This window comes from Allobosea sp. P1_B10 (assembly GCF_056406735.1).
The window spans coordinates 150,294-165,665 of the sequence record NZ_JBFTZP010000010.1 but is presented as its reverse complement, the minus strand read 5'-3'; the positions used below and the strand labels follow the sequence as shown (position 1 = coordinate 165,665).

At 65.2% G+C, this 15,372-nt stretch carries 15 protein-coding genes and 1 pseudogene; 9 read left to right on the top strand and 7 right to left on the bottom strand.

The window, feature by feature from the left end:
* Positions 1 to 20: 20 nt before the first annotated feature.
* The 7 genes and pseudogenes from AC1D2L_RS20150 to AC1D2L_RS20120 all read left to right on the top strand — a co-directional run bounded on the left by AC1D2L_RS20150 (position 21) and on the right by AC1D2L_RS20120 (position 6,640).
* Positions 21 to 789, top strand: a pseudogene (locus tag AC1D2L_RS20150) (IS5 family transposase).
* An 80-nt stretch (positions 790 to 869) separates the two neighbouring features.
* Complete coding sequence (locus tag AC1D2L_RS20145; protein ID WP_476847683.1) at positions 870 to 1,112, top strand: hypothetical protein; 243 nt, start codon at positions 870 to 872, stop codon at positions 1,110 to 1,112.
* Positions 1,040 to 1,528: a DEAD/DEAH box helicase gene (locus AC1D2L_RS20140; protein ID WP_476847678.1), complete on the top strand. Its 489-nt coding sequence runs from the start codon at positions 1,040 to 1,042 to the stop codon at positions 1,526 to 1,528. Before AC1D2L_RS20145 ends, AC1D2L_RS20140 begins: the two co-directional genes overlap by 73 nt.
* A 145-nt stretch (positions 1,529 to 1,673) precedes the next feature.
* Positions 1,674 to 2,195 (top strand): hypothetical protein, encoded by a 522-nt coding sequence (locus AC1D2L_RS20135; RefSeq protein WP_476847677.1) that lies wholly within the window; start codon positions 1,674 to 1,676, stop codon positions 2,193 to 2,195.
* A 15-nt stretch (positions 2,196 to 2,210) separates the two neighbouring features.
* On the top strand, positions 2,211 to 3,677 hold the full coding sequence (locus AC1D2L_RS20130) for a hypothetical protein (RefSeq protein WP_476847682.1): 1,467 nt from the start codon (positions 2,211 to 2,213) through the stop codon (positions 3,675 to 3,677).
* 540 nt (positions 3,678 to 4,217) lie between these two features.
* Positions 4,218 to 5,246 carry a DmpA family aminopeptidase gene (locus AC1D2L_RS20125; protein WP_476847676.1) on the top strand — a complete coding sequence of 343 codons (1,029 nt, stop codon included), beginning with the start codon at positions 4,218 to 4,220 and terminating at the stop codon, positions 5,244 to 5,246.
* Between the two features lie 101 nt (positions 5,247 to 5,347).
* On the top strand, positions 5,348 to 6,640 hold the full coding sequence (locus tag AC1D2L_RS20120; protein WP_476847675.1) for an MFS transporter: 1,293 nt from the start codon (positions 5,348 to 5,350) through the stop codon (positions 6,638 to 6,640).
* Positions 6,641 to 6,817: 177 nt separating this feature from the next.
* Here AC1D2L_RS20120 and cckA read toward each other — a convergent pair whose 3' ends face one another.
* The 7 genes from cckA to flgB all read right to left on the bottom strand — a co-directional run bounded on the left by cckA (position 6,818) and on the right by flgB (position 12,809).
* On the bottom strand, positions 6,818 to 9,325 hold the full coding sequence (gene cckA, locus AC1D2L_RS20115) for a cell cycle histidine kinase CckA (protein ID WP_476847674.1): 2,508 nt from the start codon (positions 9,323 to 9,325) through the stop codon (positions 6,818 to 6,820).
* A gap of 77 nt (positions 9,326 to 9,402) precedes the next feature.
* Positions 9,403 to 10,470 carry a flagellar biosynthesis protein FlhB gene (flhB, locus tag AC1D2L_RS20110; protein WP_476847673.1) on the bottom strand — a complete coding sequence of 356 codons (1,068 nt, stop codon included), beginning with the start codon at positions 10,468 to 10,470 and terminating at the stop codon, positions 9,403 to 9,405.
* 7 nt (positions 10,471 to 10,477) lie between these two features.
* Positions 10,478 to 11,236, bottom strand: coding sequence for a flagellar biosynthetic protein FliR (fliR, locus tag AC1D2L_RS20105; RefSeq protein WP_476847681.1), 759 nt, complete (start codon positions 11,234 to 11,236; stop codon positions 10,478 to 10,480).
* A gap of 80 nt (positions 11,237 to 11,316) precedes the next feature.
* The gene (gene fliQ, locus AC1D2L_RS20100; protein ID WP_476847672.1) at positions 11,317 to 11,583 is read right to left on the bottom strand and encodes a flagellar biosynthesis protein FliQ; all 267 of its coding nucleotides are present in this window, start codon (positions 11,581 to 11,583) and stop codon (positions 11,317 to 11,319) included.
* A 37-nt stretch (positions 11,584 to 11,620) separates the two neighbouring features.
* Positions 11,621 to 11,938 carry a flagellar hook-basal body complex protein FliE gene (gene fliE, locus AC1D2L_RS20095; RefSeq protein WP_476847671.1) on the bottom strand — a complete coding sequence of 106 codons (318 nt, stop codon included), beginning with the start codon at positions 11,936 to 11,938 and terminating at the stop codon, positions 11,621 to 11,623.
* A 35-nt stretch (positions 11,939 to 11,973) separates the two neighbouring features.
* Positions 11,974 to 12,384, bottom strand: a complete 411-nt coding sequence (gene flgC / locus AC1D2L_RS20090) for a flagellar basal body rod protein FlgC (protein WP_476847670.1) — start codon at positions 12,382 to 12,384, stop codon at positions 11,974 to 11,976.
* Positions 12,385 to 12,410: 26 nt separating this feature from the next.
* Positions 12,411 to 12,809 (bottom strand): flagellar basal body rod protein FlgB, encoded by a 399-nt coding sequence (gene flgB, locus AC1D2L_RS20085; protein ID WP_476847669.1) that lies wholly within the window; start codon positions 12,807 to 12,809, stop codon positions 12,411 to 12,413.
* Positions 12,810 to 13,066: 257 nt separating this feature from the next.
* Between flgB and AC1D2L_RS20080 the strand changes: the two genes are divergently transcribed.
* Both AC1D2L_RS20080 and fliP read left to right on the top strand, forming a co-directional pair.
* Positions 13,067 to 14,437, top strand: coding sequence for a hypothetical protein (locus AC1D2L_RS20080; protein ID WP_476847668.1), 1,371 nt, complete (start codon positions 13,067 to 13,069; stop codon positions 14,435 to 14,437).
* Positions 14,438 to 14,662: 225 nt separating this feature from the next.
* Complete coding sequence (gene fliP / locus AC1D2L_RS20075) at positions 14,663 to 15,364, top strand: flagellar type III secretion system pore protein FliP (RefSeq protein WP_476847667.1); 702 nt, start codon at positions 14,663 to 14,665, stop codon at positions 15,362 to 15,364.
* Positions 15,365 to 15,372 lie beyond the last annotated feature (8 nt).

Sequence of the window (15,372 nt, the reverse complement as noted above, 5' to 3'; positions counted from 1 at the left end):
TCTGAAAGGGGAGCTTGGCGATGGGACGCTACGAACTCAGTGATTTCGAATGGACTGCGATCGAGCCGCATCTTCCCAACAAGCCGCGCGGCGTGCCCSGTGTCGATGACCGCCGGGTTCTGAACGGCATCTTCTGGGTGCTGCGGTCGGGTGCGCCCTGGGCGGATGTGCCGGCTCGCTACGGCCCCCCGACGACGATCTACAATCGCTTCAACCGCTGGCGCAAAGCTGGCGTTTGGGATCGCTTGATGGACGCGATCACAAAGGCTTACGACGGCGGCGTCCAAATGATCGACACCTCGGTCGTACGGGTCCACCAACAGGGCGCGACCGGAAAAAAAGGGGGGGTCGAGATCGTTGTCTTGGTCGCTCGCGAGGCGGGCTCACCACCAAAATCCATGCCCTCGTCGATGCGCAGGCGTGCCCGATCCAGCTCAAGCTGACGGCGGGACAGGCCAGCGACATCGCTAGCGCCGCCGACCTGATCGGCCATCTCGCTCCCGGCGCGATGCTGATGGCCGCCAAAGGCTACGACGCCAACGCCTTGCGCGCCCTCGTCGGTGAACGCGGAGCCTGGTCCAACATCCCGCCCAAACGCAATCGGAACGACCCGATCTGCTTCAGCCGGCACCTCTACAGGACAGGAGCCTGATCGAGCGCTTCTTCAACAAGATCAAACAGCTCCGACGCGTCGCCACACGCTACGACAAGCTCGCGGAGAACTTCCTGGCAAGCCTTAAGCTCGCATGCGTCAGAATCTGGCTACGCGGTAATGAGTCGACGGCCTAGATAACGAATTTTCCCTGCTGTGCGCGGCGGCTTCCTACATCGCCGGGAATGTCGGCAGCGCAACCGTGATCATTCGGCACATGGCGGAGCCCAACCTCGACCTCGCGGGCGGGCTTGGTCACCTCGTTTTCAGCATCCTCAAAAACAGCGTCGCTCCCATTGAGGGGCCTCACGCTCATCAGACGATGACCAGCGAGCTTCTGCAGGCATTGGGCGGTTACCTCGGCTTTGAAGCTGACGCATTGCCGAGGTGTGCGGCGCACTCCGTAGGTATTTCCATCGATCTGGTTCGCCGCGCGAATTGCTCTATGCCGACATTGTGAGCGCTTTATGTGCGCTAAAGCTTAGAAATGCGGCACGGACCATCCTGCCAGCAGCATCAGGCTTGGAGCCTCACGTTTGGCGCCAAGCGCTCGCAAAGCCACATTTTCCGATTGAGCTTTGGCCCGCCCAGCAACGGATCGCGGATGCCGGCGTGTTCGCTGGACGCTCCATGGCCATCCAGATGCCGACGAGCGCGGGCAAGACCCGCGCCACCGAAATCATCATTCGATCGGCATTTCTATCGGGTCGAGCGCATCTTGCCGTCATCGTCGCCCCCTATCGTTCGCTCTGCCACGATGTCCGGGGCGACCTGGTGACTGCCTTTGCCGGCGAAAATGTGCGACTGGACGAGCATCGGACGCCTATCAATTCGATCTCGCTCTCGATGCGCTGTTCGCTGAAGATTCGGTGCTGATCGTCACGCCCAAAAAGCTTCTCTACATGCTGCGCCGGGCTCCAGACCTCGCCGAGCGGATCGGTCTGGTGATCTACGACGAGGGGCATCAATTTGACGGGATGACACGGGGCCCACCTATGAGCACCTTCTCACCTCGCTGCGCATGTCGCTCCCCGCCGAGACCCAGATCATTCTCATCTCTGCCGTGATCGGCAACGCGTCCGATGTCGCCGGATGGCTGATCGGCGATGCCGATGCGGTTGTCGGCGCCGCGGGCCTACTGCCGACGACCAAAAGCATCGCCTTCGCGAGCCGGCAAGACCAGCGTGGACGACTCGATTACGTGAAGCCCGAGGATCCGGCCGAGCGAGAATATTTCGTGCCTCGCATCATCGGCGATATCGCTCTGCCGCTCCGCGGCAAGGAAACTGCCCAGCGCAGATTTCCCGAGAAAGCCGGCGGTGACGTCGGTCTGTTCCTCGGCCTGCACGTCGTGCGCAACGGCAGCGTTGCGATCTTCTGCGGCCGAAAAGACAGCGTGACGAAGATCTGTTCGCGCGCCGTCGAAATCGTCGATCGCGGCGTCGCGCTCGAATGGCCGATCGCAACCTCGGACGCTGCCGAGGTGGAAAAGATCCGCGCGCTTTGCGAATTCGAGCTCGGAGCCGGCGCCTCGGCGACCTGAGCGGCGGCGCTTGGAATATTCGCCCATCACGCCGACACGCCGCATGGCATCCGGCTCGCGATCGAACACGCCATGAAAGAGGGATTGGCGAAATTCGTCGTTTGCACCTCGACCCTGGCACAAGGTGTTAACTCCCCGCTCAAATATCTGATCATCACATCGACGCGCCAAGGAGGCGAACAGATCCTGGTGCGCGACTTCCACAATCTGATGGGCCGTGCCGGTCGCGCTGTGATGCACACTGAGGGCAGTGTCATCTTCTCGACCCCGTCCATCTACTTTCAGCGGCAGCAGTTTCGCGGCCGATGGGCGTGGGACCGCGCAACAGAACTCCTTGACGCTCAAAACTCCGAGGCGTCTCGCAGCTCGATCCTTGCGCTGTTCGATGCGTATGAGCAGCGCAAGCCGCCGATCGTCCAAGAGATTAAGCCTGAGTGGCTCGATCTCGCCTTCGCCGATGCCGCCCGGATCGATGAGATAGTGGCCGCAGCGCTCGCAGCGCAACCTAATATCAGCGAACGAGAATTCCGCCGGTTCATCGAAGGCCGCGCCCGCGCTGTCGAGAATATCGCCGCCTTCCTCGTTGCCAACATGACCTTTGCCGAGGGAGAGGACGCCGCAGCGCGGACCGGTGAACTCGCGGCTAATACATTGGCTCATCACCTCGCTGACGAGGAGACCCGGGTTCGTCTCGTTGAAGTGTTTCAGTCGATCGGGGAGTCGATCGCAGCCAACACGGATGGCGACCAGCGCGCGCTCATTCGACTGTCGCCCCTACCACCGGCGGCGGTTGCCGAACTCAAAACCTGGCTGACCGAGAATCTTGCGACCCTGCAAACTGCAGTGCAGGAGAACAGATTGTTCGCCGAAATATCTCCGTTGGCGCTCCGTTTCACCACGTCTCGCGCGATCCAGGCGATCAGCGATCAGAATTTAGTTCCGCGCGCTCTTGAGGAGTGGGTTACTGGCAGATCCTATGCCGCGATCTTCGACACGTTGGCTGAGGCCAAAGTTCGGGTCGAGCGTGATCATGTCACCGTCGAAGATGCTGTTGCGCTGTGCGAGAGCGGCTTCGGCTACGATGTTGCGATGATCGCGGCATCGATAGCGGACCTGACCGAGGAACTGGACGACGCACTGCACATGGGCGTCAGCTTGCTGCAGAAGCAGATCAAGTACGGTTTGACCGATCCCGCAGCGATTGCGTTTTACGAGGCGGGTTCGCGGATCGGCATGTCGCCAGGCTTCTCGGTCTCGTCTGGGGAGATGTCGCCGACCGGGGCGGCGCACGCGCAGCCTGCCGGCAAGAGGATGTCGTACGCGCGGTGCTCGCGCATATTCCAAGCTATTTCGTCGAGGTTGCTGCCGAGCTTGGAGGATGGGCTAAGCCGCTGCAGAACAACTTCGTCGATTCCTGAGCGACCGCTTCCACGACGACAGCCTCGGCGCGCAAAGGCAAGCTGCAGACCTTCCGTGAGCTGATCGATGGACAGAGCACGGCTAAAGCGCATGGGCCGTGACCTGGAACCTTTTCTCCATGGGTTTTCTCAAGCTGCATCCTGGCGAGGATACAACCTTCGGCAATGGCGCAAGCCCCTCGTTAAGCTGCGGTCAGAATTGGCTCATAGCGTCCAGCTTCACTATACACCTTTTTGTTCTCACAGGCGTCTCGCGGTAGCAGGAGTACCTGACCTCTTCCGACCAACGTTGGCGCCGACCTGTTTGCCTGTCTTTCGGCATCGCAACCAGCCGCCGCTTCCGGCGCTTCGCCGGTGGCCAAGTGCATGGCGACGCGCGCTTCGGCTGCAGTCAGGCCGAATACGGCTTTGAGCTTTTCAGCAGAAGGAGCCGATTCTGCTCCAGGTCGCTCACGGTCGCACATTGCCGATCAGCAATCGTCAAGATTGGCCCATAAAGCCTGCTGACGCCATCCTCCGTCCTCCTCTCGTAAAAAGCACCTGTCCGCGCGCGCTGGAGATGGTAGCAGGAGCCATGCCTTCCAAACCAGCGAGACCTGTCGCAATGAGCAAGCGAGCACGTGATTTCGGCCTGACCTGCGGCACGCTGCCGACGGGGCCGCTCAATGCGATTACCGATGTCGCGGGCGTCCGGGTCGGGCATTTCAGCCTGCATAAGGGCGACCTGCTGACCGGCTTCACGGCGGTGCTTCCGCATGAGGGAGACCTGTTCCGGGAGAAGCTGCGGGCGGGAGCCGACGTGATCAACGGTTTTGGCAAGAGCGCGGGGCTCGTGCAGCTTTCCGAGCTCGGGCAGATCGAGACGCCGATCCTCCTCGGCAACACGCTCTCGGTGGGCACGGGATTCAATGCGCTGGTGAGCCGTGCGTTGGCTGCGAATGCCGATATCGGGCGGCAGACCGGTACGGTGAACCCGCTCGTGCTGGAGTGCAATGACGGCTATCTCTCCGATATCCGGGCGCGCGCGCTCAGCGAGGCTGATGCCGGGGCGGCGCTGGATGCGGCTGCCGGCGGGCTCGTGACGGAAGGGGCCGTGGGCGCAGGCTCCGGCATGAGCGCGTTCGGGTTCAAGGGTGGGATCGGCACGGCCTCGCGCCGGATCGTGCTGGACGGTGCCGAGTTCACGCTCGGGGTGCTCGTGCTCGCCAATTTCGGGAATGCGGGCGACCTCGTCCTGCCCGATGGGCGCAGGCCCGTGCCGCCTGCGGCCGGCCATGGCGTACCCGAGCGCGGCTCGGTGATCATCGTGCTGGCGACCGATATTCCGCTGGAATCGCGCCAGCTTGGACGGGTGGCCCGGCGCTGCGGTGCGGGACTGGCACGGCTCGGCGCATTCTGGGGAAATGGAAGTGGGGACATCGCGGTCGCGTTCAGTACGGCGGGACGCATCGCGCATCACGAGACCAGCGACCTGCTGCCGATGACGATGCTCAACGAGAACAGGATCGACCTGCCGTTCCGGGCCGCGGCGGAGGCGACCCAAGAGGCTGTTCTCAACGCCATGCTGGCCGCGCCCGCGGTAACGGGGCGAGATGGGCATTGGCGGCCCTCTCTCGCGGATGTACTGGCTTGAGGCTTGAGGCCCACTACCAAGTACCGGTGGGCGCTGTGGCTGCGCCCAGCAGCCCTTGAAACGAGCGCGGTCGCCAGTGTTGCGCCGCCAGGGACATCATCATGAGCCATCCGAGCCAGCCAGGGCCAAACGGAAATTCACCGGGCCGGATCCTGTTCGCCAGCCTTGTCGGAACGACAATCGAGTTCTTCGACTTCTATATCTACGCGACCGCTGCGGTCATCGTGTTCCCTCGGCTGTTCTTTCCCAGTGCCGATCCGGCATCGGCATTGCTGCAGTCATTCGCGACTTTCGCGATCGCATTCTTCGCGCGTCCGATCGGCGCGGCGTTGTTTGGCCATTTTGGCGATCGGATCGGCCGGAAGGCCACGCTCGTCGCGGCGCTCATGACCATGGGCCTGTCGACGATCGCGATCGGTCTGCTGCCGACCTATGCGACGGTCGGCGTTGCGGCGCCGCTCCTGCTGGCGTTGTGCCGGCTCGGACAGGGGCTCGGGCTCGGTGGCGAGTGGGGCGGGGCGGTGCTGCTCGCCACGGAGAACGCACCGCCGGGCAAGGAAGCCTGGTACGGCATGTTCCCGCAGTTGGGAGCGCCGATCGGCTTCATCTGCGCGACGGGGAGCTTCCTGCTCCTGACCGACATCCTCAGCGACGCCCAGTTCTTCGATTTCGGCTGGCGCATCCCCTTCATCGCCAGCGCGCTGCTGGTGTTCGTCGGGCTCTATGTCCGGCTGAAGATCAGCGAGACGCCCGCATTCAAGAAGACGCTCGACAAGCAGGAACGTGTGCGGCTGCCGCTTGCCTCCGTTCTGGCTGGCCACAAATGGGTCCTGCTGCTGGGCACGATCGCTGCGCTCGCGACATTCGTGCTGTTCTACATCATGACCGTATTCTCGCTGAGCTGGGGCACCACCGCGCTCGGCTTCGCGCGCGGCACATTCCTGCCGTTCCAGATGATCGGCGTCCTGTTCTTCGCCGCGACGATTCCGCTATCGGCCATTCTGGCCGACCGCTACGGGCGCCGTCTCACGCTGCTCTGGACGACGGCGGCGATCGCTGTCTTCGGCTTCATGCTGGCCCCGCTGTTCGGATCGGGCCATTCAGGGCTGGTGCTGCTCTTCCTCGTGCTCGGCTTTTCGCTGATGGGCTTCACCTACGGGCCGCTGGGCACGGCCTTGGCCGAGCTGTTTCCCACCGAGGTGCGCTACACCGGCGCGTCGCTGACCTTCAATCTCGGCGGGATCGTGGGCGCGTCGCTGGCACCCTACATCGCGATCTGGCTCGCCAGCCATCACGGCCTCGCCTATGTCGGCGGCTATCTGAGCGTCGCGGCCGTGCTGACATTCTTCGCGCTGCTGGCCATTCGTGCCGATGATATCGGCGGGGGCCGATAGGACGGTGTGAATTTTCACCGAAACTCGCCGTCATCCTGGGCGTCCAACGGGCGTCCCGGGATCCATCGGAGAGCTCGGCACCCTTGCGATCGATACTGGACCTGCGCCGCTTCGCCGCTTGTTCGGGCTGACGCAAGGCTTCTGTGAAAACGCGGCGCGCTCTGCGGCGCGGCGCCTTCAGCCCATCGCGGCTTTCACTGTCTCGACCAGCTGCTTCATCGTGAAGGGTTTTGGCAGGAACTGGAAATCCTCGCCTTCGGGCAGGTTCTTGCGGAAGGCTTCCTCGGCATAGCCGGAGACGAAGACGACCTTGGTGTTGGGGTTGCGCTGGCGCAATTCGCCCAGCAGCGTCGGGCCGTCCATCTCCGGCATCACCACGTCGGAGACGACGAGGTCGATCTTGCCGTCGTGGCGCAGGAAGGTGTCGAGCGCCTCGACGCCCGATGCCGCCTCATGGACCGTATAGCCGCGCGAGATCAGCATGCGGGCATTGAGCGCGCGCACCGCGTCCTCGTCCTCGACCAGCAGGATCACGCCGGCGCCGGTATGGTCTGCTGCGAGCTTCTTGGGCGCTTCCTTGGCGGCGGCTTCGGCGGCAATCTCCTCCGGAGTCGGGACATGGCGCGGCAGGAAGATGCGGAAGGTCGTGCCCTGGCCAATGACGGAGTCGCAGAAGACGAAGCCGCCTGTCTGCTTGACGATGCCATAGACCATGGAGAGGCCCAGGCCCGTGCCCTTGCCGACTTCCTTGGTGGTGAAGAAGGGCTCGAAGATCTTGTCGAGATGCTCTGCCGAGATGCCCGTGCCGGTGTCCTCGACATCGAGCAGGACATAGTCGTCGACCGGCAAGGCGGGGTAGGTGAAGCCCGCGCAGTCCTCGGCCGCGACATTGCGGGTGCGCACCGTCAGCGTGCCGCCATTGGGCATGGCGTCGCGCGCGTTCACCGCGAGATTGACGATGACCTGCTCGAGCTGGCCCAGATCGGCCTTGACCGGCCAGAGATCGCGGCCCTGGCGGACATCGAGCCCGACCTTGTCTGCGACGACGCGCTTCAGCATCAGCGAGAGGTCGGAGAGGACGTCGCCGAGTTCCAGCACCTGCGGGCGCAGTGTCTGGCGGCGCGAGAAGGCGAGCAATTGCCGCACCAGCGCCGCGGCGCGGTAGGCGTTCTGCTTGATCTGCATGATGTCGGGGAAGGACGGATCGGTTGGGCGATGGCTCGCCAGCAGGAATTCCGAGGCGTTGATGATGACCTGCAGCACGTTGTTGAAATCGTGCGCGATACCGCCTGCGAGCTGGCCGACGGCCTGCATCTTGCCGGCCTGGTCCATGTTGTCCTTGAGCTTGCGCTCGGCGGTGGTCTCGAGCGCATAGATGATGGCGCGCTCGCCATCGCTGTCCTCACCCGCCGCGACCGGTGAGAGATAGAGCCGGGCTGAACGGCCGTCCTCGCCGCTCAGAGCGACGTCGAGCGGGGCGACATCGGCACGGCCGTCCATTGCGGCGCCGAGGACGTGGTCGAGATCCGCCACGCCGGGCGCGACCAGGTCCTGGATCGCCGAGGGCTGCGGCCCCGACGGGGTGAGCCGGGTGAAGGCGGCGTTCGAGCGCAGGATTGTGCCGGTCTTGTCGACGGTCGCGATCGCCATCGGTGTCGAGTGGAAGAACCGCGCGAAGCGAGCCTCGGCGTCGCTGCGGCCATCGGAGCCCGCGGCGCCGGAGGTGCGGTTCAGGACGAGCGTGCGCGAAGGGCCGGCGCGGCCGTCGCTGCCGAAGGCGACCTGGTGGTGCAGCCTGACGGGCAGGGGCGCGCCGTTGCGCCGCTTCAGGTCGACATCGAGCACCTCGACGCGGACATCGCCGGGTTGGCCGCGAATGGCCTGGACCAGGGCGGCGGCGTTGGGCGTGGCGATGTCGTCGAGATGCAGCCCGCCCGAGCCGAAGCGCGCAAGGTCGAAATCGAGCCAGCCCGAGAGCGTAGCGTTGAGGTAGGAGACCTCGCCATCGGCGTCGATCGAGACGAAGCCGGCAGGCGCATGGTCGAGATAGTCTATCGCGTGCTGGAGTTCCTGGAAGGCGTTCTCCTGGCGCTCGCGCTCGGGCGTCACGTCCGAAACCGTCCAGAGCGTCGCAGGCTTGCCGTCGCGCTGCAGGCCGGAGACGCGGATGCGGTACCAGCCGACGGCGCCGCGCCCGTTGAGGGCCGGCTCGAGCCGGATCTCCTCGACCAGGCGGCGCCCTTCGCGTGCGGCGGTGGCAAGGCGGTAGATTGCTTCGGAGACCTCGGCACGGCCGGTGAAGAGCCGCTCGACGGGACGCATGTCGGTCGCGCCGCGCGCGCCGGCCAAGGCGAGATAGGCCTCGTTGGCGTAGACGATGCGGTTCTCGCTTTCGGTGACGACGACGCCGTCCTCGGCGCTGTCGACCACCGCCTTGGTGAGGTCGTTGCGGGCGGCGCGGCCCGAGAACTGGATCAGCCCGATCGCGAAGGCGAAGAGCCCGAAGACGCCGACCACCGAGAGCAGTGCCAGCAGTCCCAGGATCAGCGGCTGGGCCCATTCATGCGCGATGAAGCCGAGCGCGATCGCGGCGCCGACGAGCAGGCCCGCAACGAGCAGGATGATGCCGATATGGCCCGGCTTGTCCGAGCGGTCGATCGCGGTGGTCACCGTGGTTCCGCTCATTGTGGGTCGGGTCCGTTCCATTGGCCTCGTGCAAGCTCTCCCGGCGTAGTCCGGGATGCTTAAAAGATCCCTGCGAGTTAGGCGCGGCGGCCCTTCAGGCGCAAGACGTATCCGATCACTTCGGCCACTGCCTGATAGTGTTCGACAGGAATTTCTTCGTCGATGTCGACCGTGGCGTAAAGCGCACGCGCCAGAGGCCTGTTCTCGATGATCGGGACATCGTGCTGGCCGGCGACTTCGCGGATCTTCAGCGCGACCGCATCGACGCCCTTGGCCAGGCAGAGCGGAGCGCCCATGCCGGGTTCGTATTGCAGCGCGACGGCAAAGTGCGTCGGGTTGGTGATGATGACCGTGGCCTTTGGGACGGCCGCCATCATCCGGCGACGCACGCGCTGGGCGCGGATCTGGCGAAGCTTGGCCTTGACCTCGGGATTGCCTTCCGAGTTCTTGTGCTCGTCCTTTAGTTCCTGCTTGGTCATCTTCTGGCGCTGGTACCAGGAATAGCGCTGGTAGCCGAAATCGCCTATCGCGATCACCGCAAAGAGCGCCAGCGCGCTCCCCATCAGCTTGATCGACAGCGACAGCGCGGCGGGCAGCATCGCCGAGACGTTCATCTGGGCAAAGCTTTCCAGCCGGTCATGCTCGTTCCAGAGCGTGATCCAGAGCACGATGCCGACCAGTATCGTCTTGGCGAGGCCCTTGGCGAAATTGACCCAGGCCTCCTTGCCGAACATGCGCTTTGCGCCGGCCATCGGCGAGATCCGGCTGAACTTCGGCATCATCGGCTCGAAGGTCCAGAGCGGCTTGTGCTGGATCAGCGCGCCCACGAGGCCGGCGCAGAGGATGAAGCCCAGCGGCATGGCCATGGTGGCAAAGCCCGTCAGGATGCCCTGGCGGGTGATGGTGGTGAAGGCCGCGCCATCCGATGGCACCTGATGTGCGTTCATCAGGAAGCTGCGCAGCGAGAGCGCGGCCTCCTGCGCCGACCAGCCGGCGCCGACCAGCAAGGCCATGGTGAAGCCGCAGAGCACGAAGAAGGTGCCGATCTCCTGCGATTTGGGGACGTCGCCCTTCTCGATCGCCTGGTCGAGCTTTCGTTGGGTCGGGTCCTCTGTCCTGTCGTCCTTCTCGACATCGTCAGACATGGGCGGCTCAGCCTCCCGCCATTTGGCGCAGGAAAGCGCCGAGCTGGTCGATGAAGACGCTCATCATGACGCCGACGACGGCAAGCAGGATGAGGATGCCGCCCAGGATCGAGGCCGGCACCGCGAGGAAGAAGACCTGGAGCTGGGGCATCATGCGGGCGAGCACGCCCAGCCCCAGGTTGAAGAGCAGGCCGAAGACGATGAAGGGTGCCGAGATCTGCACCGCCAGCGAGAAGCCCTGCGAGGTTGCGCGCACGGCCAGTGCCAGCATGTCACCCATCGCGGGCAGGTTGCCGGGCGGCAGCATGCTGTAGCTCTCATGGATCCCGACGATCGCGATGTGATGCAGGTCGCTGGTCAGGATCAGCGTTATCCCGAGCATGGTCAGGAGGTTGCCGATCGAGGGGTTCTGCGCGCCTCCCGTCGGATCGACCGTCATCGCAAAGCCCAGCCCCATGCTCTGCGCAACGATGGTACCGGCGGTTTGCAGGCAGGCCATGACGAAGCGGGCACAGATGCCCAGGCCCAGGCCGATCAGGACCTCGCCGAGCAGCAGGCCGACGATACCAGCCGTATCCGCCGGGATCCGCAGCAGCGGGCGCATCAGAGGCGTCAGCAGCAGGGCGATGAAGAAGGCGAGCGACAGCCGGGCCCGCGAGAACACGAAGCGCTCGCCGATGCCCGGCATCAGCATCACCATCGTGCCGACCCGCGCGAAGACGAGCACGAAGACAGCGCTGATCTCTGGCAGGATAGCGATCTGCATTGTCCGGGCGGGGACCTTGCGCCAGTCGGGGCCGCGCCAGACACCGCCACGAGCCGTGGCGGGATGCTGGAGCGTCAGGCTCATTCGCCCGTGGCGATTCGGACGGCGACCCGTCCCATATAGCCTGCCAGGGCATCGCCCATGAACGGGAGAAACAGCATCAGCGCCACAAAGACCGCGACGATCTTGGGCACGAAGACGAGCGTCTGCTCCTGGATCTGCGTCAGCGCCTGAACCAGCGAGACGGCAAGGCCCACGGCGAGGGCCACGAGCATGACCGGGCCGCCGGCCTTGAGGAAGACGATGATGCCGTCGCGCGCGACGTCGATGACCGCTCCCGACGTCATGGCCGGCGCTCCGGTGCGCTTGTGAGGAGGAACTGCATCAGACCGGCATCCGCATGATTTCTTCGTACGCCGCGATGACGCGGTCGCGCACGGCCACCAGCGTCTCGATCGCGGCCTCGCTCTCGGCAACCGCCGTGACGACATCGACGACATCGGAGCGGCCGGTGGCGACGCTGGCTGTCTGCGCATCGGCCTTGCGGCCGGCGTCGGCGGTGTTCTCGAGCGCCTTCCCGATCAGGGCGGAGAAATCGGTGCCGCTGCCGCTGGCCGTGCCGAGCGGCTTCTTCATCAGCGTGCCGGCGCCCATCCCCTGGATGGATGCATAGGCTCCTGCGGCGAAACTCGGTGTGGCCATGGCGCGGACTTTCTGTCGTTGTCTGGTTCGCGCGCTCAGGCGCGCAGGATGTCGATGGTGCGCTGGATCATCCGGCGCGTGGACGAGATCAGGTTGAGGTTGGCCTCGTAGCTGCGCTGGGCCTCGCGCATGTCCATGGTCTCGATCAGCGAGTTGACGTTGGGCATGCGGACATTGCCCGAGGCGTCGGCGACCGGGTTGCCCGGCTCGAACTTGGTGCGGAAGGCGCTCGAGTCGCGCTGTACCCGGCCGAGGCCCACGACCTGGGCGTCGAGCTCGCGGTCGAACTTCTGCTGGAAGGTCGGGATCTTGCGACGATAAGGGTCGGCTCCGGCACGACTCGGGCCCGAATCGGCGTTGGCGAGGTTTTCCGCGATCACGCGCATGCGGCCGGACTGGCTGCGCAGTCCCGACGCCGCGACGGCGATGCTCTTGAGTAGATCCATGAGGTGCTCCTGCCGTGTTGTGACCGTCAGCGGCCCTTGCCGATGGCGATCTTCATCAGGCCGAGGCCCTTGCTGTAGAGCGATGCTGCCAGCTGGTAGTCGCTCTGGTTCTGGGCAACCTTGAGCATCTCGTCCTCGAGGTTGACCGCGTTGCCGTTGGGCGTGACCTCGAAGCGCTGCGCCTTGGTCGGGTCGAAGCCGCCTCGCTGGCCGCCGGCGCCCATATGGCCCGCGCTGGTCTGCGCCAGGGCGACGCCCTGTCCGGTGCCGATCGCAGGAGCCTTGAGGTCGCTGGGCTTGAAGCCGGGGCTGTCGGCGTTGGCGACGTTCTCGGCCAGCAGCTTCTGGCGCGACTGGTGCCACTGCATGCGCGTCTTCAGCGCCTGCATCAGGTTGCCGCCGCTGCCTAAGGCATTGCTGGACATGGCTCTTATCCCATCCGATCGGCCGCGCTTCGCATCTGTTCGCTCAACTGGCGACAGTCCGGCGAGACTCACTCGCTGGGCAATTATTGCCGGGTTCAGGGTTAATGACTGGTTAAGAACGGCGTCATTGATGAATGCGGTTAACCACGCGTTCACCATATCTCCCGAATGATGAGGCGCTATGCTATGACCACCGTGTTGAACCTTGGGCGGATACATCGGCCGCCGAAGGCTGGCGTCGCGCATGAGGCACAACTTTGCAGACTTTGTTCGGCTTGGATCTCTCGACCGCGCAGAAGGTGATCATCGCCTCTGTCGTGATTCTCATCCTCCTGGTCCTCCTCGGACTGTTCGTGCGTCAGATTCAAGGCGGCCGGCTTAAGCTCAAGGGACAGGGCGGCGGGCGCGCGCGCCAGCCCCGGCTCGGCGTGGTGGACGCCCATAACCTCGACCGCCAGCGCCAGCTCATCCTGATCAGGCGCGACAATGTCGAGCACCTGATCATGATCGGGGGCGCGTCCGACGTGGTCGTCGAGACCAATATCCTGCGCAGTGGCGCCCGGGCCGCGACGCAGCCGATCGACTACGCAAGCGCCGAGCGTCCGCAGGCCTTCGACAGCCTGGTTCCGCAGGAGCCGGGTCGTCACGAGCCGTCCCGCCAGGAGCCTTCCCGCCAGGACCCTGTGCGCCATGAGCCTATGCGCCATGAGCCGGTGCGCGCCGAACCCGTAGCGGTTGCACAGCCCAAGCCGGACCTGCTGCCGCCGCTGCCGACGCGTCCCGTCCAGGCAACGCCGCCGTCGCGCCCGGTCCAGAGCCAGACGCAGGCCGACGCTGCGCTTGCAGCCGTCGCCGCGGCGGCCGTTCCTGCGGCGCTGGCGGCAGGCAGCCACAGCACTTCTTATTCCGACGAGGCGGCGACGCCGACGCCGACCGTCAATCCCCCGAGCTTTGCGCGCGACCATGCACCGTCGCCCGCCGCGAGCGCAGTCGAACTCGACAGCATGGCGCGTCAGCTCGAAGAGGCGCTGAAGCGTCCGTTCTCCGCTGTCCGCTCGGCTCATTCGCAAAGCGACGCGCCCACTGCTGCCAAGCCCGTTCCGGCGCCCGAGGTGACGCCTGTGCCGGTCGTTCCGGTTGCGGCCGAGCCGGAGCCCGCTCCAGCGCCGCCTGCGCCGCCTGAGGTCAGCAGCCGCGCGTCCGCCTTCCCCGCCAATGTCGCTGCCGAACTCGAGATGGCTCTGGGGCTCAAGCCCGAGCGTGTCACGCCAGCACCCGAGGTCGAGAGACCTGCCTGGGCGCCGGAGCCGGAGCCGGAACCGGTCGCTGAGCCCGAGCCTAAGGCCGAGGAGCCAGCCGCCGAGGACCATGCGATGGATGCCGACGATCTTATCGCGCATCCCGACGAAGAGCCCGAGGCCGAGGCGAAGATCGAGCCGGCTCCCGAGCCCGAGCCCGAGATGCAGGAGCCGGAGCCGCATGCGGCGCTGGCCGTCAAGCCGGTCGAGCCGCCTGCGAAGGAGCCGGAACAGGCGCCGAAGCCTGCTGCGATCGATCCCTTCTCCGTGGACGCCATCGAGGCCGAGTTCGCCCGCCTGCTGGGTCGCGACCCCAAGCCCAAATCCTGAGGCGCGTGAGGGCGCGGGCGCGGGATGCTCGCGCCGCCATGGCGATCAACAGCTTTCTAGCTGTCGGTGATCGCCTCAGGCAGGGATCACGGTTGCCCCGCTCCAAGCGCAGGTCTTAGCGTTGCCGGGCCCGATCGATTGAGTCGGGCGCTTGGCGGCCACGCGATCTTGACAAGAATCTCCGAGAGATGGCGGCGGGGCCAGCGCGCCCTGGCTTGCGCCGCGATGCTGCTGCCGCTGCTTGCAGAGGCCGCATCGGCACAGACGCTCTCGCTGGATCTGGGGCAGGGCGGGGGCATCGCCGAACGGGCGCTGCAACTCATAGCCGTCATCACGGTGCTGTCGCTGGCGCCGTCGGTCCTGATCATGGTGACGTCGTTCACGCGCATCGCGGTGGTTCTGTCACTGCTGCGCTCGGCGATGGGCACGCAGACGGCGCCGCCCAATGCCGTGATCATCGGACTCGCCCTGTTCCTGACCGGCTTCGTGATGACGCCGACGCTGCGGGAGGCTTACACCAACGCGATCCAGCCTCTGGTGGCCGGGCAGATCCAGCCGCAGGAGGCCTATAATCGCGGCGTCGTGCCGTTCAAGACGTTCATGCTGCGCCATGTCCGCGAGAAGGACCTGCAGCTGTTCATGGAAATGTCGCGGGAGCCCATCCCGGCGACGCCGCAGGAGGTCCAGATCCAGGTCCTGGTGCCGGCCTTCATGATCTCGGAGCTGCGCCGGGCCTTCGAGATCGGCTTCCTGCTCTTCGTGCCGTTCCTGATCATCGACCTCGTGGTGGCGTCGATCCTGATGTCCGTGGGCATGATGATGCTGCCCCCTGTCACGGTGGCGCTGCCGTTCAAGCTGATCTTCTTCGTGCTCGTTGATGGCTGGGGGCTGGTCGCCGGCTCGCTGGTCAAGAGCTACGGCACCTAGCGGGGCTG

Coding starts and splice junctions, on each gene's coding strand:
- AC1D2L_RS20145 (WP_476847683.1), top strand. CDS start 870: ATGGCGGAGCCCAACCTCGACCTCGCGGGCGGGCTTGGTCACCTCGTT.
- AC1D2L_RS20135 (WP_476847677.1), top strand. CDS start 1,674: ATGTCGCTCCCCGCCGAGACCCAGATCATTCTCATCTCTGCCGTGATC.
- AC1D2L_RS20125 (WP_476847676.1), top strand. CDS start 4,218: ATGAGCAAGCGAGCACGTGATTTCGGCCTGACCTGCGGCACGCTGCCG.
- AC1D2L_RS20120 (WP_476847675.1), top strand. CDS start 5,348: ATGAGCCATCCGAGCCAGCCAGGGCCAAACGGAAATTCACCGGGCCGG.
- cckA (WP_476847674.1), bottom strand. CDS start 9,325: ATGAGCGGAACCACGGTGACCACCGCGATCGACCGCTCGGACAAGCCG.
- flhB (WP_476847673.1), bottom strand. CDS start 10,470: ATGTCTGACGATGTCGAGAAGGACGACAGGACAGAGGACCCGACCCAA.
- fliR (WP_476847681.1), bottom strand. CDS start 11,236: ATGCAGATCGCTATCCTGCCAGAGATCAGCGCTGTCTTCGTGCTCGTC.
- fliQ (WP_476847672.1), bottom strand. CDS start 11,583: ATGACGTCGGGAGCGGTCATCGACGTCGCGCGCGACGGCATCATCGTC.
- fliE (WP_476847671.1), bottom strand. CDS start 11,938: ATGGCCACACCGAGTTTCGCCGCAGGAGCCTATGCATCCATCCAGGGG.
- flgC (WP_476847670.1), bottom strand. CDS start 12,384: ATGGATCTACTCAAGAGCATCGCCGTCGCGGCGTCGGGACTGCGCAGC.
- flgB (WP_476847669.1), bottom strand. CDS start 12,809: ATGTCCAGCAATGCCTTAGGCAGCGGCGGCAACCTGATGCAGGCGCTG.
- fliP (WP_476847667.1), top strand. CDS start 14,663: ATGCTGCTGCCGCTGCTTGCAGAGGCCGCATCGGCACAGACGCTCTCG.